The organism is Massilia eburnea (genome assembly GCF_050709955.1).
GTDB lineage: Bacteria > Pseudomonadota > Gammaproteobacteria > Burkholderiales > Burkholderiaceae_D > Rugamonas > Rugamonas eburnea_A.
This window is the reverse complement of the sequence record NZ_JBNZFX010000002.1, coordinates 91,873-112,980: the sequence shown is the minus strand read 5'-3', so window position 1 is coordinate 112,980 and position 21,108 is coordinate 91,873. Positions and strand designations below refer to the sequence as shown.

Genomic DNA, 21,108 nt, shown 5'->3' with positions numbered 1-21,108 from the left:
GTCCTTGGCGCAGCCCGTCGCTAGTGATACAGTCGGGAAATATTTACTTCCTGATAATTGGCCCGATGCGCCTGTCGACCTTCCTGCCAGCAGCCGCGCTGGCGTGCCTGCTCAGCCTGCCTACACTTGTTGAGGCATCCGCCGAAAAGAATCGGCTGCCTATTGAAAAGCTGACTGCCAAGCTGCAGTCATGCCCCAAGCCCGAGTGGCCGGCCGAGTCTTTGCGGAACGGCGAGGAAGGGCAGGTTGTGCTGGCCTACCTGATCGGGATGGATGGCCGTGTCATCGAGTCCAGGGTGGAGAAATCCAGTGGCCACCCGCTACTGGACCTGGCGGCGCAGGACGGACTCGCGAAATGCCTGTTCATGTCGCCAGAAACAATCGGCCGGTTCGAGCCCACCTGGACCAAGATGAGCTACTTCTGGACCCTGGAAGATGGCGAAACGCCTGCCCAAGCCAAGGCTCGATTTGAAGAGACAAAGGCGCTGGCAGCGGCCGGCAATGCCGACGCCATGTACCAGATGAGCTGGCGCTATTTTGCAGGCGATTCGGAAGTCGAAAAGAATGTCCCTGAGTCGCTTCGATTGCTTCGCGGGTCCGCCGAATCGGGCTATGTGCACGCGCAAGTGGCATTGTCGATGGTGCTCGCAGCCGGCCGGGTCGTCGACCAGGATGTGGCACAGTCGATCGACTGGGCAAAAAAAGCAGCGGCCCAGGGCAACGCGAGTGCACAACTGAACCTGGCCAGGTTACTGCTTGATGCACCGGATCGATCGCAGGATGACGAGCTGATGTTCGACATGCTGGAAAAGGCGGTCGCCCAAGGCGAACCGGAAGCCAAGACCATGCTCGGCATGCTGTTGATCCATGCCAGGGAGGGTGACAAGCAGCGCGGCCTGAAACTTGTTGTTGATGCGGCGGAGGCGCAGAACCGCGCTGCGCAATACGACTTGGCGTACCTCTACGAAAAGGGCGAAGTCCTGCCGCAGGACATGGGCAAGGCGCGAGCGTTGTACCAGCGCTCGGCCGCCGGCGGCTACCAGCCGGCAAAGGATGCGCTGCTCAAGCTTCCACGTTGATCAACTGCCCGATTGTCTGGCCGAGGCTGTTCAGGGTGGGTGGTTTCGGCAGGACACCGGATGGGATGCGCTGTTCGATGGCATTGTCCAGGCGCGGTGAGCTCAAGCGCGGGGCTGCGGTTGCCTGCGCGCGCGAACTGTCTTGCTGGGCTTTCGTGAGCGACTGGGAATCAAGCTGCAACAGCGAGCGGCTGGCATCGAGCCGGTCTTCATCCTGCGCGACCTGGTCGCGATCCTGCTGAACCTTGCGCTCGGCAAAGGCCACGGCAGTTTGCAGAGAGTTGACGGAATTCAGTGAGACCACGCATCTACCCCTGATAGTAACCTTTCACTCAGGCACCTTTCTCAGGTTAGGCGAAAACCAGGGTGAATGCTAGAGCTCCGTTTGCAAGCGAAAAAAAGGGCGCCGCAGCCTTGGAAAATCCTGCGACGCCCGGAGGGGAACTGCTTACTGCGAGGGAAGGTTACAACTTCAGAAGCGGTAGGCCAGCGACAGCTCCCAGCTGCGGCCGAACAGAGGGCGGGCGTTGATCGGGCCGCTGCCGCCGGTAGTCAGGCGCGAATTGCCTTCGGTCAGGCCGAGTTCGTTGGTGATGTTGTTGCCGCTCAGGCGGATCTCGATCTTGTCGCCGATGGTATACAGCGCGCCCAGGTCCACCGTTTTATACGAAGGCAGGTATTGCAGGTTGGACTGGTCGGCCCAGCGGTCGCCCACGTAGGTGTAAGTGCCGTACAGCTTGAGCGCATTGTTCTCGCCCATCGGGATGCGGTAGCTCGGCGTGAAGCGGTATTGCAGCTTCGGCTGGCGCTGCACCAGCTTGCCTTCGGTCAGCGGGTTGTCCTTGTACTTCGAATCCTGCCAGTTGCCGGACAGGCTCAGCGACAGGTCGCGGATCGGGCGCAGCGCCAGTTCCACTTCCACGCCGTCGCCCTTGGAGCCGGACACCGAATTCAGGATGGTGCCGTTCGACAGGATTTGCTGGAAGGCGATGCCTTCAAAGTCGGTGTGGAAGTAGTTGATGTAGGCGCTGTACAGCTGGCCGGCAGTCTTGAAGCCCAGTTCGTACTGCTTGATCTTTGGTGTCGGCAGGAAGCTGCGGTCATTGACCTTGGCCTGGGTTCCGGCATTGCGCAAGTCGTCGAAGGCGACGAAGGTGTGGCCCATATTGGCGCGGGCGAACACGCTCATGTCCTTGGCCAGCTTGTAATTGCCGCCGACGGTGAAGCTGTTGGCCGAATCGGTGCGGCTCAGCGCGGTGTTGGCGCCGGTCGGTATCGAGGTATTGTTGTTGTAGACCGTCAGCGGGTTGTTGTCCGTATCGCCGCTGGCCAGGTTGGAGATCGTTGCATCCAGTTTCTGGCGCTCGCGGCGAATGCCGCCGTCGATCTTGATCCTGTCGTTGACCTTCCATTCATTGGCGATGAACAGCGCGGTGTTGCTGCCGTCGTAGGAGGCGACCGGGGCGTAGAACACGCTGCCGTCCTTGCCGTTGTTGGCGACGATGACGCCGTTGTCCAGCTTGACGTTGATCAGGCGCGCGTTCGGCACGGCCGTCATCAAGTGGCTGCTGCCCAGGTACCACACGTCATCCGACGAGTAGTTGGCAAAGTAGCCGCCCACGGTCAGGGTGTTGTCCTGGATCCACTCCTTGCTGACGCGGATCTCGTCGGTGAACGACTTCAGTTTCTTTTCAACTGCCCACAGGCCGGCCTGCACCACTTGCTGGTTGCCCGATACCGGCGTGCCATCCAGGTAGGTCGCGGTGGCCGTGGTGCCGCCGTTGGCTGCCAGCGCCGCAGTGTTATAGGCGGACATGGCCAGCGGGTTGTTACCGGTGAACATGGCAATGGTATTCAGCTCGCCATCGAAGTGATTGAATTTGTTGGAGACGTTCCAGCCATTGATGTTCTGGTCGAACTCCATGCCCAGCACGGTGGATTTCAGGCCGCGGCCATCGCCCAGGTCGTAATTCAGGGTCTTGCCTGGCGCGGCCTCCACGGTGAAGCGGCGCATCTCGTTGCTCATCAAGGTGCCCTTGAGCGGATCGAAGCCCGGGAACTCGCTGATGGTGTGGCCTTCATTGCTGGAAACCAGCGGCACGCCGGTGTAGAAGGCATTCTTGTCGTCGGTCCGGCGCACGTAGAAACTTGCTTCGCCCTGGTCAAGCTTGCGGGTCAGGGTCGCGGTGACCTGGCCGCCGTCATCGGAAGGGAAGCCGGAATCGCGCACGCCATGGGTGTTACGGTAGAAGCCGCCAATGGTGCCGTACCAGCCGTCGGAAATCTTGCCGCCGTAAAAGACATCAACGCGGCGCAGTTCGCCGGTGCCGGTGGTGAAGCGCACCGAGCCTTCCGGCGTGTCGCCGCCCTTTTTCAGGATGAAATTCATGGTGGCGCCCGGCTGGCCGCTGGAGAAGATGGTGCTCGGGCCGCCGCGCAGTACTTCCACGCGTTCAATGGTGTCGTCCAGGCGGAAGGCCGAGGAACCTTCGAAGAAGGACAAGGTGGACACCGGATACAGCGGGTTGCCCTGCATCTGCACCGACACGAACGGCGAATCGGAGCCGGACGGGAAGCCGCGCACCTGGATGTTGGCGCCCGACTGGCCGCCGGTCGATTCGGCAAAGGCGCCCGGCACCAGCTTCATGACGTCGGCGGTGCTGATCGGGGCGGCTTGTTTGAGTTGTTCTTCCGAAGCGGTGGTAATGGAGAAGGCGGAGTCCAGCTTGCGCACGCCGCGGGCCGAGGCCACGCCGGTCACGACCACTTGCTGGATTTCTTTCTGAACGGCGGCATCTGCCGCAGCCGGGGCTGGCGCGGCTTCCGCCGTGGCTTGCTGGCCTTCCTGTTCCGCGGCCCGGGCCTGGCCGATCAAGGCCAGTACAGCGATGGAAATGGACGACAACAGGAACTTCCGATGATTTTTCATACGTGTCTCTTCTTTCGTTTTATGTGATTCGGCTTCCAAGGCCTGACCATTGAAACAAGAAATGATATCGATGTCAAACGAAATGTTATCGATGTCATTTTGTTGTTGCGTGGTTTCGAAATCTGTCATAATGCCCCGCATGGCAGTCAATAAAACTATGGAAGACCTCGCCAAGCTGGCAGGGGTTTCGAAAATTACCGTGTCGCGCGCCCTGCGTGGCAGTCCCCTCGTAACGGAAGAAACGCGGGAGAAAGTGCGCCAGATCGCGGAGGCCCAGGGCTATCGCCTGAACGTGAGCGCACGCAACCTGCGCATGGGGCGTTCGTATTCGGTGGCAGTTGTGGTGGAAATGACACCCGAGAAGGGCCGGCCGATGTCCGACCCCTACCCGCTGGAGCTGCTGGGCGGGATCACGCAGGAGCTGACGACCGCCGGCTATAGCGTGGTGCTGACCTCGCGCCAATTGCTGGATACCGCCCCGGTGCAAGGCGCCGACGGCCTGATCCTGCTGGGCCAGGGTTCGCATGGCGAGGCGGTGACCGCGCTCAAAAAGCGCAGCCAGCCGCTGGTGGTGTGGGGCGCGCCGCAGGCGGGTTCGGACACCGTGGTGGTCGGCAGTGACAACCGCAAGGGCGGTATCAGTGTTGCCCAGCGCTTCATCGAATTGGGGCGCAAGAAGGTGTTGTTCCTGGGCGACGTGGACCACGCCGAGGTGCAGGAGCGCTGCGCGGGCTTCATCGACGCGCTGGGAGGGCAGGGCAGCGTGCACATCATGCGGCCGAAGGCATTTACCTTCGAAGCCGGCTTTGATTGCCTGGATTCCCTGCTGAAAAAGAAAGGCTTGTCGTTCGACGGCGTGTTTGCCGCCAGCGACTTGCTGGCGATGGGCGCGATCCGTGCGCTGGCCGAGCGCGATGTGCGCGTGCCGGAGCAGGTGTCGGTCATCGGCTACGACGATACGCCGGGCGCAGTGAGCTTCGTGCCGCCGCTGACCAGCGTGCACCAGTACCTGCGCGATGGGGGCGTACTGTTGGCGAAGAAGATGCTGGACTTGCTGGAGGGACGTTCCGTGACTTCCGAAACCTTGCCGACGGCGCTCATCGTGCGCGCTACTTAAAAATTTTTTACACCGAATCCAAACCGGTTTGAATGAACAGGAAAGAAGAAGATGCAGCACACTTACCCCCTCGATGCCTGGTGTATCCGCGAAACGTCCTTCGAAGCAGCGTCGAATTTCCTGGATGAGACCTTGTTCGCGCTCGGCAATGGCTATATCGGCCTGCGCGGCACGCCCGAAGAAGGCTACGCCGGCCCGGCCGGCACTTCGCTGGACGGTACTTACCTGAACGGCTTCTTTGAATCGGAGCCGATCCAGTATCCGGAAAATGCCTACGGCCTGGCACGCAACAACCAGTTTATGTTGAACGTACCGAATGCCAAGGGTATCGCGCTATGGATTGGCGAAGAGCGCTTCGACCTGTTGCAGGGGCGGGTCGAAAGCTATGAGCGCCGCCTCGACTTCCGCACCGGCCTGCTGGAGCGCGATATCGTGTGGCAGGCGCCGTCCGGCCGCCGCGTACAGTTGCGCAGCCGCCGCATGGTCAGCTTCGCCAGCAAGCACCTGTTCGCGATCGAATTCGCCGTGACGCCGCTTGGTTTCGATGGCGCCTTGCGGCTGGAATGTACGATCGATGGCGTGGTGCGCAACCTGGAAGCCGGCGACGATCCGCGTGTCGGTTCTGCCACGACCGGTCCGGCGCTGGCGCTGGTTGGCAACGAACTGGCGCCGCACTTCGCCGCCCTGCAGCAGCGCACCCATAACAGCGGGTTCACGCTGGTGACAGCCGCCGCACAGGTGATCGATGCGCAGCATGACCTCGCGCAGCGTGTGGAAGGCTCGCGGCTGGTGCAGTCGTACACGGTCGACGGGCGCGATGGCCAGGCGGTGCGCCTGGTGAAATACGGCTGCTATTACAGCTCGCGCGATTATGCCGAGGATGAATTGCTGGCGCGTTCACGCGCCGAACTTGAGGCCGCGCGTGGCCTGGGTTTCGACAAACTGGCCGCGCAGCAGGCAGCCTACCTGGCCGATTTCTGGGCGCAGGCGGATGTGGAAGTGGCGGGCGACGACGCACTTCAGCAAGGCATTCGTTTCAACCAGTTCCACCTGCTGCAATCGGTGGGCCGCGACGGCAAGACCAATATCTCCGCCAAGGGCGTGACAGGCGAGGGCTACGAAGGGCACTATTTCTGGGATACCGAGATCTACATCTTCCCCTTCTTCCTGTACAACAAGCCTGAGATCGCGCGCAAGCTGCTGGAGTACCGTTACGCTGGCCTGCCCGCTGCGCGCGAACGTGCGCGCCAGATGTCGCACGCCAAGGGTGCGCTCTACCCGTGGCGCACCATCGCGGGCGAGGAATGCTCGGCCTACTTCCCGGCCGGCACCGCGCAGTACCACATCAATGCCGACGTGGCGTATTCGATCAAGCAGTACATGGATGCCACCGGCGACGACGCTTACCTGCTGCGCTACGGCGCCGAAATCCTGATCGAGACCGCGCGCATCTGGCTCGGTATCGGTAGCTACAACCGGGCAGGCGATTTCGTGATCAACGAAGTGACAGGGCCGGACGAATACACCGCGCTGGTGAACAACAACTACTACACCAACGCCATGGCGAAGCTGCACATGCGGTTTGCCGCCACGGTGGCCGAGCGCATCGCGCGCGAATACCCGCAGGACTGGGCGCGCATTGCCGCCGCCGTTGCGCTGGGCGAAGGCGAACTGGAAGAATTGCGCCGCGCCGCCGCCGCCATGTTGCTGCCATACGACGCGGCACTCGGCATCCACCCGCAAGACGACAGTTTCCTCGACAAGAAAGTTTGGGACTTCGCCAACACGCCAGCCGACAAATATCCGTTGCTGCTGAATTTTCACCCGATGGTGATCTACCGCCACCAGGTCTGCAAGCAGGCCGACGTGGTGCTAGCGCTGCTGCTGCTGGGCGAGCAGTTCACGCTGGAAGACAAGAAGCGCGACTTCGATTACTACGAAGCGGTGACCACGCACGATTCCTCCCTGTCGTCCTGCATCTTCAGCATCATCGCCTCCGAAGTAGGCTACGAAGGCAAGGCCTACGACTATTTCATGGAAACCGCGCGGCTCGACCTGGATAACACGCACGGCAACACCCACTACGGCGTGCACACCGCCGCCATGGCCGGTACCTGGCTGGGTGTGGCTTACGGCTTCGGCGGCATGCGCGTGGTGGACGGCGCAGTGCGTTTCGCGCCGACGCTGCCGAAGCAATGGCAACACTACCAGTTCCGCATCCACCTGCATGGCAGCCTGCTGCAGGTGCGCGTCAGCCCAGGCGGCACGCAATACACGCTGCTGCGCGGGGAAGCGCTGGCCTTCCAGCACCGCGGCGTGCCCGTCACCGTTAGCCCGGCCGCGCCGGTACAGGAGCTCGCATGAAAGCCGTTATCTTCGACCTCGATGGCGTAATCACCGATACTGCCCACTATCACTTCCTGGCCTGGCAAAAGCTGGCGCAGTCGCAGCAGGTGCACTTCGACGAAGCCTTCAACGAAAACCTGAAGGGTATCGACCGCATGGGCTCCCTGGAGCTGATACTGGCCAGTGCGCCGCGCACATACAGCGACGCCGAGAAACAGTCGCTGGCCGACACCAAGAACGAGCATTACAAGACACTGATCGCCGAAATGTCGCCTGCCGACTTGCTGCCCGGCGCAGTGGCAGCACTTGACTGGTGTCGCGCGCAAGGCTTGAAGGTGGGCCTTGCGTCGGTCAGCAAAAACGCCTTCACGGTGCTTGAAAGCCTCGGCATCACTGAGAAGTTCGACTATGTCGTAGACGCGGCGACGATCGCGCGCGGCAAACCCGATCCCGAAATCTTCCTGCGCGCCGCGTCGGAACTGGGCGTAGACCCGGCCGAATGTGTTGGCGTGGAGGACGCCGTTGCCGGCGTGACCGCCATCAAGGCGGCCGGCATGTACGCCATTGGCGTTGGCCAGGCGGCCACGCTATGGCAGGCAGACACGGTGATCCCGGGATTGGAAAAATTCAAAAATATAATGGAGACACTATGCAAAACCGGCGCATCATCTGGGTCCTGTTCCTGATCTATTTCACCTTCGCCATCCTGCTGAACAGCGTTGGCACGGTGATCCTGCAGGTCATCAACAACTACGGTGTCAGCAAGTCCGCCGCCAGCGTGCTGGAAGGATTCAAGGACCTGCCGATTGCCGTGGTGTCGTTCCTGGTGGCCAGTTTCCTGCCCCGCATCGGGTACAAGAAGGCGATGCTGACCGGCCTCGCCATCGTTACGGCGGCTTGCCTGTCCATGCCGCTGCTGCCGTCCTTCCTCACCACCAAGATGCTGTTCCTGTGTGTCGGCGTTTCGTTCGCGCTGGTGAAGGTGTCGGTCTACTCCACACTCGGCCTGGTTGCCGCCGACCGCCGCCAGCATGCGGGCATCATGAATACACTGGAGGGGTTCTTCATGGTGGGCGTGCTGTGTGCCTACTGGGTGTTCAGCTTCTTCATCGATTCTGCCGACCCGCGCTCGCAAAGCTGGTTGCACGTGTACTGGGTACTGGCTGGCCTGTGCGCCCTGACCTTCCTGATGCTGCTGCTTACGCCGTTCGACGAACGCCTGGCCGCGCCGCCCGAGGCGCGCAGCCTGCCGCAGGAGTTCGCGGCGATGCTCAAGCTGTTCTTCAAGCCTCTGGTGTGCGTGTTCGTCCTGACCGCCTTCCTGTACGTACTGATCGAGCAGAGCGTAGGTACCTGGCTGCCGACCTTCAACAACGAGATCCTGCACCTGCCGACCGCCATGAGCGTGCAGGTCACCAGTATCTTCGCCGCCTGCCTGGCTGTCGGCCGCTTGTCGGCGGGTGTGCTGATGCGCCGCATGAACTGGTATCCGGTGATGAATGCATGCCTGCTCGGCATGGGCGCCGTGGTATTGCTTGCATTGCCGATGACGCATGATGTTGTGGTCCCTGCTGGAGCCGGGTGGGGCGAGGCGCCACTGGCGGCCTTCCTGTTTCCGCTGATCGGACTGTTCATGGCGCCGGTCTACCCTGGCATCAATTCCGTGATGCTTAGCTCCCTGCCAAAGCACCAGCATTCGGCGATGACCGGGCTGCTGGTGATCTTTTCCGCACTGGGCGGCACCACGGGGTCGCTGGTCACCGGCTATGTATTCGGCGCTTTCAGCGGCCACTTCGCGTTTTACCTGACACTGGTGCCGATAGCGATCGTGCTGGTGACGCTGTACTTCTTCAAGCGTGCGGTGGACGGGACGGACGGCGGGCTGGACGCACCCGCTATAATTTCGTCATGAATTTGAAGAGCCTCGCCGAAAAGCTCGGCATGTCCAAGACCACCGTCAGCCGTGCGCTGAATGGCTACCCCGAAGTCAGCGAGTTGACGCGCGAGCGCGTGCTGCGTGCCGCGCGCGAGTCGGGCTACCAAGCCAATCCGATGGCGCGTAGCCTGGCCGTTGGCCGCAGCAATGTGCTGGGTACGATCTACCCGCTGCTGCCGGCCGACCTGGGCGATGCCATGTTCCTGGAGGTAGTGGGCGGCATGTCGGAGGCGCTGGAGCAAAAGCGCATGAACTTCATCATCGCGCCGGTGTCGCCGGCGAACGAAATGCCGTCCTACGAGCAAATGGTGCGCGGCCGCCGCGTCGATGGCCTGGTGGTGAGCCGCACGCTGGTGGATGATGAACGCATCGCCTACCTCGCGCGCGCCGGATTCCCCTTCATCGCCCACGGCCGCACCCAGCTCGATGCGCCCTACGCTTGGTTCGACTATGACAACGAGGCCGGCATCCGCATGGCGCTGGAGCGTTTGCTGTCGCTAGGCCACCAGCGCATCGCCATGGTCAGTGCGCCGCTGGCGATGAACTTCGCCGCACAGCGCCGCGCCAGCTTCCTTGCGACGATGTCCAGCGCTGGCCTGGCGGTTGATTCGCGCCACCTGGTCGACGACTGTATCGACCGCCGCGCCGGCCACGCCGCAGTGCAGGCACTCCTGCCCACGACGCCGCGCCCAACCGCCATCGTGGTCGACAACCACCTTGCCGGAGTAGGCGCAGTGCGCGCTTTGCTCGACGCCGGCATCGTAGTCGGCAAGGACATCTCACTGATCGTGTGGGGCAGCATGGCCGACACCTTGGCCGACATCGACGTCACCACCATCGACCAGCCCAACGCCCGCGCCGCCGGCGCCAAGATGGCCGACATGTTGCTCGCCCTGATCAACGGCAAGCCCGCCGCCAGCCTGCAGGAGCTGTGGCAGCCTGCGCTACTGACTGGTGCAACGACCGGTCCCGCCGCGCGTTAATTAGTCTGCCAGCGGCAGGATCGCCTGGCGGTAGGGCTGCGCTTCGTTCTCCACATGCCAGTTGGCCCACAGCCGGTTGCGTGAGCGGCCGTCTACGATGCGGTCCGGCTCGAGGCTCAGGTAGTTGCGCGCGCCGATGTAGCGGTGCGAGGTGCCGGGGAATTTGTACATCGAGGTCGTGATGCCGCCCTCCAGTTGTTCCACCTTGTCGCCCACGTGCTCGAGGTAGAACAGCGCCATCGCAGGTGGCGGCGGATGCACCACGCCGGAAGAGGTCAATTGGTGGATCGTGATTGGCTTGCCCTGGTACTGCTTTTGGCTGGATTCGATCGCACCGATAGCGCCCACGTGCACGTCACCGGAAAGGATGGTGACGCGGCCGCCGGTGCGTTGCGACCATTCCTGCAGACGATGGATCAGGCGCAATCGCTCCCATTGGTGGGTGCGGCTCAGCCAATGGTCTTTCAGGTCGTCCTCCAGCTCCTGCTGGCCCGGCAAGGCGCACAGCAGCATTTCCAGCGTGCTGAAGTCGGGGTGCACGACAGGGATGCTGGACATGATCAGCAAGTGTTTGCAGTCAGTCTGTGCTTCCAGCCAGGTATAGGCCGCTTGCCAAGATTGATCGCCCATGACGACGTCCGGCGTGCGCTCGCTGCGCAAATCCAGCACCAGCAGGCCGTATTCGCCGACGCGCACCGCCTTGGTGAAGCCGGGCTGCAAAGGCAACCGCATCGGCACCTCGGCTTCCGCCGTGCTGTGTTGCTGGAACAGCAGGAAATAGTCGCGCGCGATGTTGTAGATCGCCTTGAACACGGGCGATTGCTGGAACTTGTCAGGGTAAGAGCCCCAGCCATCGATGATGTCGTGATCGTCCCACATCATCACCGTCGGAACGGAGGCGAACATACGCGCCACATGCGGATACGCCCACACCTTCAGGTAGTTCCCGAAGAAGAAATCATCGATGTCGGTTTGCAGCGTTTTGCTAATCGGCTTGTTGGCGAGCTTCTTGTCGTTTGGCGCGGCGGCCCAGTCGTTCAGGGCGGTAGTGGTCCACATCGCATCGCTGTAGACCTGGTCGCCGCCCATCAACAGCAGGTGGTATGGGCGCTGCACGTGGTTGTCGTGCATCTTGTTCCAGACCGGGTCCTGGGGGATGTCCTTCATCTTCTTGTAATCGGAGAAGCCGTTGCAAGAGGTATAGGCGCAGGTAGGTGCGCCATCTCGCGCTGGTACGGTGAAGGTGAAGGCTTGTCCGTCGACGATGTATTGGACTTGCTGTTCGCGCGTGGCGTGCTGCTCGATGGTGAAGCGCCAGCTCTCGACAGCATGCACGGCGCGTTTGTGCAAGCGGGTGCGCAAGCGGCGGGACTCGACGGCCAGCGGCCGGACCGCGGCTGCGGCTCCCGGCAGTACGGCTGCCGTTACCGAGGGCGGGGCTTCGCCCGTCCATACCACCAGTGCGCTGACTGTCCACATGCCCTCGGCGCAGCCACAGAACTTCAAGATAGGTCCCAACACTACTGCCATTGCAATCCCCGCATTGTTATCAAATGGTCAAATGATAACTTGTTCGTTGGGCCGCGTGTGTTCCAGCTAACTGACGGCCTGCGGTGCGGGTCGTAGGCTGTGACTATTGTTCAACGTCACAGGGAGGCTGTCATGGGGAAGTATTTCTTGGCTTGGCTATTGGGGGTGCCGGGGATTGTGCTGCTGCTGGTGTGGCTGTTCTTCCACTAAAACCGGTAAACCGGTGTCAGACCCGTCGGTGTCAGACCCGTCGGTGTCAGACCCGTGGGGTCTGACACCTTGCTTCGCTTACATGTTGCGGCGGTATTGGCCGCCGACTTCGAACAGCGCGGTCGTGATCTGGCCCAGCGAGCAGACGCGGGCTGCGTCCATCAGCTTGGCGAACACGTTTTCGTTGTCGATGGCGGCTTTCTGCAGTGCGGCCAGGGCGGCCGGTGCTGCATCGGCATTGCGGGCGTGGAAGTCCGCCAGGCGGGTCAGCTGCGATTGCTTTTCATCGTCGGTGGAACGGGCCAGTTCGATGGTGGCCGGTGCTTCCGAACCCTTTGGATTGCGGAAGGTGTTGACGCCGATGATAGGCAGGGTACCGTCGTGCTTCTGGTGCTCGTACAGCAGCGACTCTTCCTGGATCTTGCCGCGCTGGTAGCCGGTTTCCATCGCGCCCAGCACGCCGCCACGTTCGGCGATGCGTTCGAACTCCTGCAGCACGGCTTCTTCCACCATGTCGGTCAGTTCTTCGATGATGAAGGCGCCCTGGTTCGGATTCTCGTTCTTCGCCAGGCCCCATTCGCGGTTGATGATCAGCTGGATCGCCAGTGCGCGGCGGACGGATTCGTCGGTCGGCGTGGTGATCGCTTCGTCGTAGGCGTTGGTGTGCAGCGAGTTGCAGTTGTCGTAGATCGCGATCAGCGCCTGCAGCGTGGTGCGGATGTCGTTGAAGTCGATTTCCTGCGCGTGCAGCGAGCGGCCGGAAGTCTGGATGTGGTACTTCAGCTTCTGCGAACGGTCGTTGGCGCCGTATTTCTCTTTCATGGTGACGGCCCAGATGCGGCGCGCCACGCGGCCCAGCACCGTGTATTCCGGGTCCATGCCGTTGGAGAAGAAGAACGACAGGTTCGGCGCGAAGTCGTCGATGTGCATGCCGCGCGCCAGGTAGGCTTCCACGAAGGTGAAGCCGTTGGACAGCGTGAAGGCCAGCTGCGAGATCGGGTTCGCGCCCGCTTCCGCGATGTGGTAGCCGGAGATCGACACCGAGTAGAAGTTGCGCACCTGGTGGTGCACGAAGTATTCCTGGATGTCGCCCATCACTTTCAGCGAGAATTCGGTCGAGAAGATGCAGGTGTTCTGGCCCTGGTCTTCCTTCAGGATGTCGGCCTGCACGGTGCCGCGCACGTTCATCAGCACCCAGTCCTTGATCTTCTGGAACTCGTCTTCCGAAGGTTGGCGCTTGTTCTCGGTGACGAACTTCTCTACCTGCTGGTCGATGGCGGTGTTCATGAACATCGCCAGGATCGCAGGCGCAGGGCCGTTGATGGTCATCGACACCGAGGTGCTTGGGTTGCACAGGTCGAAGCCGTCGTACAGCACTTTCATGTCGTCCAGGGTCGCGATGGACACGCCGGAGTTACCGATCTTGCCGTAGATGTCTGGACGGATCGCAGGGTCGGCGCCGTACAGGGTGACGGAGTCGAATGCGGTCGACAAGCGCTTGGCATCCATGCCGGTGGATACCAGCTTGAAGCGGCGGTTGGTACGGAACGCATCGCCTTCGCCCGCGAACATGCGGGTCGGGTCTTCGCCTTCACGCTTGAAGGCGAACACGCCGGCGGTGAACGGATAGGAGCCAGGGACATTTTCCAGCATCAGCCAGCGCAGCAGCTCGCCGTGGTCTTCGTACTTCGGCAGCGATACCTTGCGGATCTTGGTGCCGGACAGGGTGTGCTGTACCAGGCCGGTGCGGATTTCCTTGTCGCGGATCTTCACGACGTATTCATCGCCGGCGTAGGCGGCCTGCATGTCCGGCCATTGGGCCAGCAGCTTCTTGGAGCCGCTGTCCATGGCGTGATCGCGCTCGACGATCAGGTCATCGAAGTCCACGACGGATTTGCCGGCGACGGCCATCATACGCTTGGATTCCTGCAGCTGCTGGCGTTCGCGTGCCAGCTTGGCCTGTGCTTGCGTCTTCTTGTGGTAGCCGCGCACGGTGTCGGAGATCTCGGCCAGGTAGCGCGCGCGTGCCGGCGGAACGATCACGTTCTTGCCGGAGCTGAAGCGCACCTCCATTGGTGCCATCACGCCTTTGCTGGTTTTCAGGCCTTTGCCTGCCAGTACCGGCAGCAGCCCCTGGTACAGCGCGGTCACGCCGTCGTCGTTGAAGCGGGAAGCCTGGGTTCCGAATACCGGCATTTCTTCCGGGCGCTTGGTCCACATTTCGCGGTTGCGCTGGTACTGCTTGGCCACGTCGCGCAGTGCATCCTGCGCGCCCTTGCGGTCGAACTTGTTGATCGCGATGAAATCGGCGAAGTCCAGCATGTCGATCTTTTCCAGCTGCGAGGCGGCGCCGAATTCCGGCGTCATCACGTACATGGAGACGTCGACGTGCGGCACGATCGCAGCGTCGCCCTGGCCGATGCCGGAGGTTTCCACGATCACCAGGTCGAAGCCGGCTACTTTGCAGGCTGCGATCACGTCAGGCAGAGCCTGGGAGATCTCGGAACCGGCTTCGCGGGTCGCCAGGGAGCGCATGAAGACGCGGGTCTTGCCGTTCCAAGGGCTGATCGCGTTCATGCGGATACGGTCGCCCAGCAGTGCGCCGCCGGATTTGCGGCGCGACGGGTCGATCGAGATCACGGCGATGTTCAGCGCGTCGCCCTGGTCCAGGCGGATGCGGCGGATCAGTTCATCGGTCAGCGAGGATTTACCTGCGCCGCCGGTGCCGGTGATGCCCAGCGTCGGGGCGCTGACCGCCTTGGCTGCTTCGGCCAGTTCGGAGCGCAGCTTGTTGGAGGCCTTGCCGTTTTCCAGCGCGGTGATCAGCTGGGCCAGCGGGCGGTGGCGTTGTTCGATTTCGCCGTCGCGGATGGCGTCCAGCTGGGTTGGCGAGTAGGTGGACAGGTCGACGTCGCACTGCTGCACCATCCACTGGATCATGCCGACCAGGCCCATGCGCTGGCCGTCTTCAGGCGAGAAGATGCGGGTGACACCGTAGTCGTGCAGGTCGGCGATTTCGCTCGGCACGATCACGCCGCCGCCACCGCCGAAGACCTTGATGTGCGAGCCGCCGCGCTGGCGCAGCAGGTCGATCATGTATTTGAAGTATTCGACGTGGCCGCCCTGGTAGGAGGAAATAGCGATGCCTTGCACGTCTTCGGTCAGGGCCGCGGTGACCACTTCGTCCACCGAGCGGTTGTGGCCCAGGTGGATCACTTCGGCGCCCTGCGATTGCAGGATGCGGCGCATGATGTTGATCGAGGCGTCGTGGCCGTCAAACAGGGACGCGGCGGTGACAAAGCGGACTTTGTTCGCGGTCTTGGCCTGCTCTGGCTCAGCGGACAGTTTCTTGGCGTTGGCGATGTCGTTCATTTTTGTTCCTTGGAACGGGGGATTTTTGATTATATGACGTTTACGTTAACGTCAAGTCAAGCGTTTCTAAAATCGGTAAACCGGTGTCTGACCCGCAGGGTCAGACACCCGCCACGCAGCCGTCGCGTCATAAGTGTCAGACCCTGCGGGTCTGACACTGGTTTACCGGTTTTCAGGCAGCGTGAGCTTGGCCTGCGCCCTTAAACGCAGCCATCATCTTCGCCCGGTTCACCTGGTACTCCGCCACAGCCTTTTCCTTCACATGGCCAAAGCCGCGAATCTTCTCCGGCAGGTTGGCGACAGCGACAGCCTGTTCGTGGTTACCTGCCGACAGCCCACCCAGCAGCTCAGCAATAACACCGCGGAACTCGGTAATCAGCGCCCGTTCCATCTTACGCTCCTCGGTGTAGCCGAAGATGTCAAACGTACCACCGCGCAGGCCCTTGAATTTTGCCAGCAAGGTGAACGCCTTCCACATCCACGAACCGTATTCCGCCTTGACCAGGTGGCCCTTGGCATCCTTCTTCGCGAACAGCGGCGGCGCCAGGTTGAATTTCAGCGAGAAATCGCCTTCAAACTGGGTCTTCAACTGCTCAACGAAGCGGCCATCGGTGTACAGGCGCGCCACCTCATATTCATCTTTATAGGACATCAGCTTGAACAGCGATTTGGCAACCGCGGTTGACAGCTTGTTGCCCAGGCCCAGCAGGGTCTCTTTCGAGCGCACTTGCTGCACCAGGTCTTCGTAGGTAGCGGCGTACGCAGCATCCTGGTAAGCAGTCAGGAACTCAACGCGCTTCTTGATCACGTTTTCCAGCGATTGTGGCATCTGCACTACGACAGCCTGGGTCGGGGTTGCGACCTTTTCCACACGCTTGAAGTCCAGGGCTGCGCGGCGGCCCCACAGGAAGGAGCGCTTGTTCGATTCCACCGCCACGCCATTCAACTCGATCGCGCGCAGCAGGGCAGCTTCGCTCAGCGGGATGCGGCCTTTCTGGAAGGCGTAACCCATCATGAACAGGTTGGACGCAATCGAATCACCCATCAGCGCGGTCGCCAGTTTGGTGGCGTTGATGAAGTCGACCGACTGCGCACCGCCCACCGACTCGGTGATCAGCGCTTCCACGCTTTCGGCCGGGTACTGCCAGTCGGCGTTCTGCGCGAAGGTGCCTGGCGGCTGCTCGTGCTGGTTGACGATGGCAAAGGTACGGCCTGGGCGCATCTTCGACACGGCATCGTAGGCGCCCGAGGTCAGCATGTCGCAGCCCAGGATCAGGTCTGCTTCGCCCGTGGCGATACGCTGCGCGCGGAGGTGGGCCGGGGTCTTCGCTACCTTGACGTGAGAAGTCACGGAGCCGTTCTTCTGCGACATGCCGGTCATGTCCAGCACGGAAGCGCCTTTGCCTTCCAGGTGCGCGGCCATGCCCATCAGTGCGCCGACGGTAATCACGCCGGTGCCGCCGATACCGTTGATCAGGATGTTGTATGGCTGCTCAATGCTTGGCAACACCGGCGCAGGAATATCGCCCCAGTCGTCGGTCTTCGCGGTACCGGTCTTGGTCTTCTTCAGCGTGCCGCCTTCGACGGTCACGAAAGATGGGCAGAAACCCTTGGTGCACGAGTAGTCCTTGTTGCAGGAGGACTGGTCGATGGTGCGCTTGCGGCCGAATTCAGTTTCCTTCGGCAGGATCGAGACGCAGTTGGACTGGATGCCGCAGTCGCCGCAGCCTTCGCACACGGCTTCGTTGATGACCATGCGCTTGCTTGGGTCAGGGAACTCGCCCTTCTTGCGGCGGCGACGCTTCTCTGCGGCGCAGGTCTGGTCGTAGATGATGACGGTGCAGCCTGGCAGCTCGCGCATTTCGCGCTGTACGGCATCCATGTCCTTGCGGTCATGCAGGGAAACGATGGCAGGCAGGGCGGAACGGTCGGTGTAGCGCGACAGGTCTTCGGTCACCAGCGCGATGCGCTTGATGCCTTCGGCCGCCATCTGCTGCGCGATCATCGGCACGGACACGGTGCCGTCGACCGGCTGGCCGCCGGTCATTGCCACCGCATCGTTGTACAGGATCTTGTAGGTGATGTTCACTTTCGCAGCCACGGCGGCGCGGATCGCCAGGTAGCCGGAGTGGAAGTAGGTGCCGTCGCCCAGGTTCTGGAACACGTGCGGCACTTTGCTGAATGCAGCCTGGCCGATCCACGGCGTGCCTTCACCGCCCATATGGGTGGTCAGCTTGTTCATCTCAGGGTAGATCGAAGTTGCCATCACGTGGCAGCCGATGCCGGCCAGCGCGAAGGAACCTTCAGGCACCTTGGTCGAGGTGTTGTGCGGGCAGCCGGAGCAGTAGAAGGCCGGGCGGAACGGGGTCTCGATCGCCTTTTTCAGTACTGCGTCCTTGGCTTCGAGGAAGGACAGGCGTGCCTTGATCTGGTCCTGGATGCTGGCATCGGCGATGTAGCGCGCCACGCGGCTGGCGATCACACGCGCCACCTGCGATACGGAGAAGTCAGCCTTCGGCGGCAGCAGCCATTCGCCGCGCGGCGCAACCCACTCGCCCTTGTCGTCGAACTTGCCGATGATGTGTGGGCGCACGTCGTCGCGCCAGTTGTACAGTTGTTCCTTCAGCTGGTATTCGACGAACTGGCGCTTTTCTTCGACCACCAGGATTTCGTCCAGGCCCTGTGCGAATTCGCGCACCGAGTCCGGCTCCAGCGGCCATGGCATGGAGACCTTGAACAGGCGCAGGCCAACCTTGGCGGCCATCGCTTCGTCGATGCCCAGTTCTTCCAGCGCTTCCAGCACGTCCAGGTAGGACTTGCCGGAGGCGATGATGCCCAGCTTGGCGTCCTTGGAATCGATGGTGGTGTGATTCAGCTTGTTCTCGCGGGCGTAAGCCAGGGCCGCGTAGATTTTATAGTCCTGCATCAGCGCTTCCTGGTTGCGCGCTTGCTGGCCCAGCGGGATCGCGGACAGGCGGGCATTCAGGCCGCCTTCCGGCATCACGAAGTCTTTCGGGATCTTGACGTCGACACGGAACGGATCGGCATCGATCGAAGCGCTCGACTCCACGGTGTCCGCCAGCGCCTTGAAGGCAACGGCGCAACCGGAGAAGCGCGACATGGCCCAGCCATGGATGCCGAGGTCGATGTATTCCTGCACATTGCACGGATACAGGACCGGGATCATGCAGGCGGAGAAAATGTGGTCCGACTGGTGCGGCAGGGTGGAGGAATAAGCACCGTGGTCGTCGCCGGCCACCAGCAGGATGCCGCCATTCTTGGACGTACCGGCGTGGTTCATGTGCTTGAAGACGTCGCCGCAGCGATCCACGCCCGGGCCCTTGCCGTACCACATGGCGAACACGCCGTCGTACTTGGCCGGGCCGATCAGGTCAACCTGCTGCGAGCCCCAGACGGCAGTCGCCGCCAGGTCCTCGTTCACGCCTGGTACGAATTGCACATTGTGCTTTTCCAGGTGCTTTTGCGCCTTCCACAAGGTCTCATCCAGGCCACCCAGCGGGGAGCCGCGGTAGCCGGAGATGAAGCCGCCGGTGCTCAAGCCGTCGCGCGCATCGCGCAATTGTTGCATCATTGGCAAGCGCACCAGCGCCTGGATGCCGGACAGGAAAACTTTACCGGTGGTGGAAGTGAATTTGTCGTCGAGGGTGACGTCGTGTAGTACAGGCGAGTTGCTGCCGTCTGGCATGGTGGCTGTCTCCAAAATCATGATTCGGTGCGTGCCTGGCATCGGTCGGCGCCGGGTAAGCGCGTCCTTGCCTAAGTCACAACGCCTGCGGGTGTGCAGGCCTTTTCAACTTTTTAGTTTACGGGTTACTTTACGTATACGGAAATACGGTTTGGGGATGGGGGTATAAGAAAAAATGATGGCTAGACGAAGAATCTTGGTGGCGACAGCAGTGTTGTTGGCCAGTCCAGCACTCGCGCTGGCGGGTGTGGCGCGCAAGATGCAATTGGTGACCAGTCATTTGCCCTCGCTGGTGCATGAAAGCGGCGATCCCGGCGGCTTGCAGGAGGTTGTGGCAGAGCTGTGCAGGCGGGCCGGCCTGAAGCCAGCCACACAATTCGTGCCCTGGCGCCGCGCGCAATTCCTGGCAACCACCATGCCGGCCACCGCCATTTATCCGCTGACCCGCCTGCCCGAGCGCGAGGCGCAATACCGCTGGCTGGTGCCGCTGTATGACGAAAACTATGTGTTGCTGGCTGTGCGCAGCAAGCTGCTGCCGCTGGAGCAGATGAAGGACAAGCGCATCGCCCTGCTGCGTGGCGCCGCCCAGGCCGCCATCCTGAAAGAACAGGGCTTCACGCGCCTGGTCGAAGCCAGCTCGATCGATGAAGTGCACCGTTTCCTGCTGGGCGGCATGGCCGACGCGGCGTTTGGCGAGCGCCGCATCATTGCTGCGTCCCTGAAAGGGCATGGCTCGGGCGAAGGCGACTTCGAGACCAGTGCACCGGTGCGCACCACCACGGCCTGGCTGGCAGGCTCCCTGGATTTCGACGAGGCCGACATCGCCCTGTTCCAGCGCGCATTAGACAGCATGCGGGCCGATGGCACCTTGCGCCGCATCCTGGCAAGACATAAGCTGACCTAACGGCCCATGGGCTCAAGCAAGAAGGCGTGCGCCGGGCCAGGTGTTGCGCTGGCAGAGGTCGGTCGCGACTTGTTGCGTCAGTACGGCGATCGCGTTGGCGGCATTGGTCAGGGGGATGTTGCGCGAAGCACATAACACCACGGTACGGCTGATGGCGGGGTTGTCGATACGCACGCTGCGCATCTGGCCAAGCTCGATTTCCGGCAGGACTGGGGCGACTGGCAGGATAGTCGCACCCATGCCGGCCATGATGGCGGACTTCAGGATGGCGATCGAGTTGATTTCGATGACATTGCCGATCACCAGCCCGGCAGCGCGCGCCATGGCTTCAATGCGCGGCCGCACGCCATGTTGCAGTCCAGGCAAAATTAAGGTGGCGTTCAGGGCTTGCTGCAGCGTCACGGTGTCGTTGTCGGTGAACCACACTGCATCGTGGCGGCAGATGAAACGCAATTCTTCTTCCGCCAGCGGGGTAGTGGAAAACGGCGTCAGCTGGCCGTCGTCGAACAGGATGGCCAGGTTAACCCGGCCGCTTTTGAGCTGTTCTGCCAGGTTGCCGGTCAGTTCTTCGGTCAACTGCAGCGTTATGTCGGGATAGTGCTCGCGCGCGGCGGTCAGCAGGGGCAATGCCAGGGCGCCGGAAATGCTGTGCGGCAGGCCCATGGTGACACTGCCGGAAGGGCGGGCCGACTGGGTGACGGCGGAGCGGGCGTCGGCCACCTGTTTCAAGATCGCCTGGGCATGGTCGTAAAACACCTTGCCGGCGTCGGTGCTGACCACGCCTTGGGCACTGCGGTGCAGGAGCTGGGCGCCCAGTTCCTCTTCAAGCTGGCGCAATTGCTGGGTCAGGGCGGGTTGTGCAACATGCAATACCAGTGCGGCCCGCGACAACGATCCGTGGTCGACGATGGCAACAAAATAGCGCAGTTGGCGAAGTTCCATATTCCCGTAGGATAACATTGTGTATACTTATTCTAACGTTCTTCACGGATTTAT

At 61.9% G+C, this 21,108-nt stretch carries 13 protein-coding genes; 7 read left to right on the top strand and 6 right to left on the bottom strand.

The window, feature by feature from the left end:
• Window positions 1-65: 65 nt before the first annotated feature.
• Window positions 66-1,079: a TonB family protein gene (locus ACQ4MM_RS01940; RefSeq protein ID WP_431475777.1), complete on the top strand. Its 1,014-nt coding sequence runs from the start codon at window positions 66-68 to the stop codon at window positions 1,077-1,079.
• Here the strand turns inward: ACQ4MM_RS01940 and ACQ4MM_RS01935 are convergent.
• Both ACQ4MM_RS01935 and ACQ4MM_RS01930 read right to left on the bottom strand, forming a co-directional pair.
• Entirely contained in the window at window positions 1,063-1,383 is a 321-nt protein-coding gene (locus ACQ4MM_RS01935; protein WP_431475776.1) for a hypothetical protein, read from the bottom strand. The two genes, ACQ4MM_RS01940 and ACQ4MM_RS01935, sit on opposite strands and share 17 nt — an antisense overlap.
• A 168-nt stretch (window positions 1,384-1,551) precedes the next feature.
• On the bottom strand, window positions 1,552-4,008 hold the full coding sequence (locus tag ACQ4MM_RS01930) for a TonB-dependent receptor (RefSeq protein WP_431475775.1): 2,457 nt from the start codon (window positions 4,006-4,008) through the stop codon (window positions 1,552-1,554).
• Between the two features lie 139 nt (window positions 4,009-4,147).
• On the opposite strand from ACQ4MM_RS01930, the gene ACQ4MM_RS01925 reads away from it, so the two are divergent.
• The 5 genes from ACQ4MM_RS01925 to ACQ4MM_RS01905 are packed head-to-tail and all read left to right on the top strand — an operon-like array spanning window position 4,148 to window position 10,390.
• Window positions 4,148-5,125 (top strand): LacI family DNA-binding transcriptional regulator, encoded by a 978-nt coding sequence (locus tag ACQ4MM_RS01925; protein ID WP_431475774.1) that lies wholly within the window; start codon window positions 4,148-4,150, stop codon window positions 5,123-5,125.
• Window positions 5,126-5,176: 51 nt separating this feature from the next.
• Window positions 5,177-7,489: a glycoside hydrolase family 65 protein gene (locus tag ACQ4MM_RS01920; RefSeq protein ID WP_431475773.1), complete on the top strand. Its 2,313-nt coding sequence runs from the start codon at window positions 5,177-5,179 to the stop codon at window positions 7,487-7,489.
• Window positions 7,486-8,157: a beta-phosphoglucomutase gene (gene pgmB / locus ACQ4MM_RS01915; protein ID WP_431475772.1), complete on the top strand. Its 672-nt coding sequence runs from the start codon at window positions 7,486-7,488 to the stop codon at window positions 8,155-8,157. The genes ACQ4MM_RS01920 and pgmB overlap by 4 nt, the downstream gene beginning before the upstream one ends.
• Window positions 8,121-9,383 carry an MFS transporter gene (locus ACQ4MM_RS01910; RefSeq protein WP_431475771.1) on the top strand — a complete coding sequence of 421 codons (1,263 nt, stop codon included), beginning with the start codon at window positions 8,121-8,123 and terminating at the stop codon, window positions 9,381-9,383. The genes pgmB and ACQ4MM_RS01910 overlap by 37 nt, the downstream gene beginning before the upstream one ends.
• Window positions 9,380-10,390 (top strand): substrate-binding domain-containing protein, encoded by a 1,011-nt coding sequence (locus ACQ4MM_RS01905; RefSeq protein WP_431475770.1) that lies wholly within the window; start codon window positions 9,380-9,382, stop codon window positions 10,388-10,390. Before ACQ4MM_RS01910 ends, ACQ4MM_RS01905 begins: the two co-directional genes overlap by 4 nt.
• Here ACQ4MM_RS01905 and ACQ4MM_RS01900 read toward each other — a convergent pair whose 3' ends face one another.
• From ACQ4MM_RS01900 to ACQ4MM_RS01890, 3 genes are all read right to left on the bottom strand, one after another.
• The gene (locus tag ACQ4MM_RS01900; protein ID WP_431475769.1) at window positions 10,391-11,869 is read right to left on the bottom strand and encodes an alkaline phosphatase D family protein; all 1,479 of its coding nucleotides are present in this window, start codon (window positions 11,867-11,869) and stop codon (window positions 10,391-10,393) included.
• A gap of 339 nt (window positions 11,870-12,208) precedes the next feature.
• Complete coding sequence (gene icmF, locus ACQ4MM_RS01895; protein WP_431475768.1) at window positions 12,209-15,502, bottom strand: fused isobutyryl-CoA mutase/GTPase IcmF; 3,294 nt, start codon at window positions 15,500-15,502, stop codon at window positions 12,209-12,211.
• Between the two features lie 172 nt (window positions 15,503-15,674).
• Complete coding sequence (locus ACQ4MM_RS01890; RefSeq protein ID WP_431475767.1) at window positions 15,675-19,229, bottom strand: indolepyruvate ferredoxin oxidoreductase family protein; 3,555 nt, start codon at window positions 19,227-19,229, stop codon at window positions 15,675-15,677.
• Between the two features lie 178 nt (window positions 19,230-19,407).
• Here ACQ4MM_RS01890 and ACQ4MM_RS01885 point away from each other — a divergent pair, with 178 nt between their 5' ends.
• Window positions 19,408-20,112 (top strand): substrate-binding periplasmic protein, encoded by a 705-nt coding sequence (locus tag ACQ4MM_RS01885; RefSeq protein ID WP_431475766.1) that lies wholly within the window; start codon window positions 19,408-19,410, stop codon window positions 20,110-20,112.
• Window positions 20,113-20,124: 12 nt separating this feature from the next.
• Here the strand turns inward: ACQ4MM_RS01885 and ACQ4MM_RS01880 are convergent, their stop codons facing one another.
• A complete protein-coding gene (locus tag ACQ4MM_RS01880) occupies window positions 20,125-21,054 on the bottom strand; it encodes a LysR substrate-binding domain-containing protein (RefSeq protein ID WP_431475765.1) in 930 nt (309 codons plus the stop codon).
• Between the last annotated feature and the right edge of the window lie 54 nt (window positions 21,055-21,108).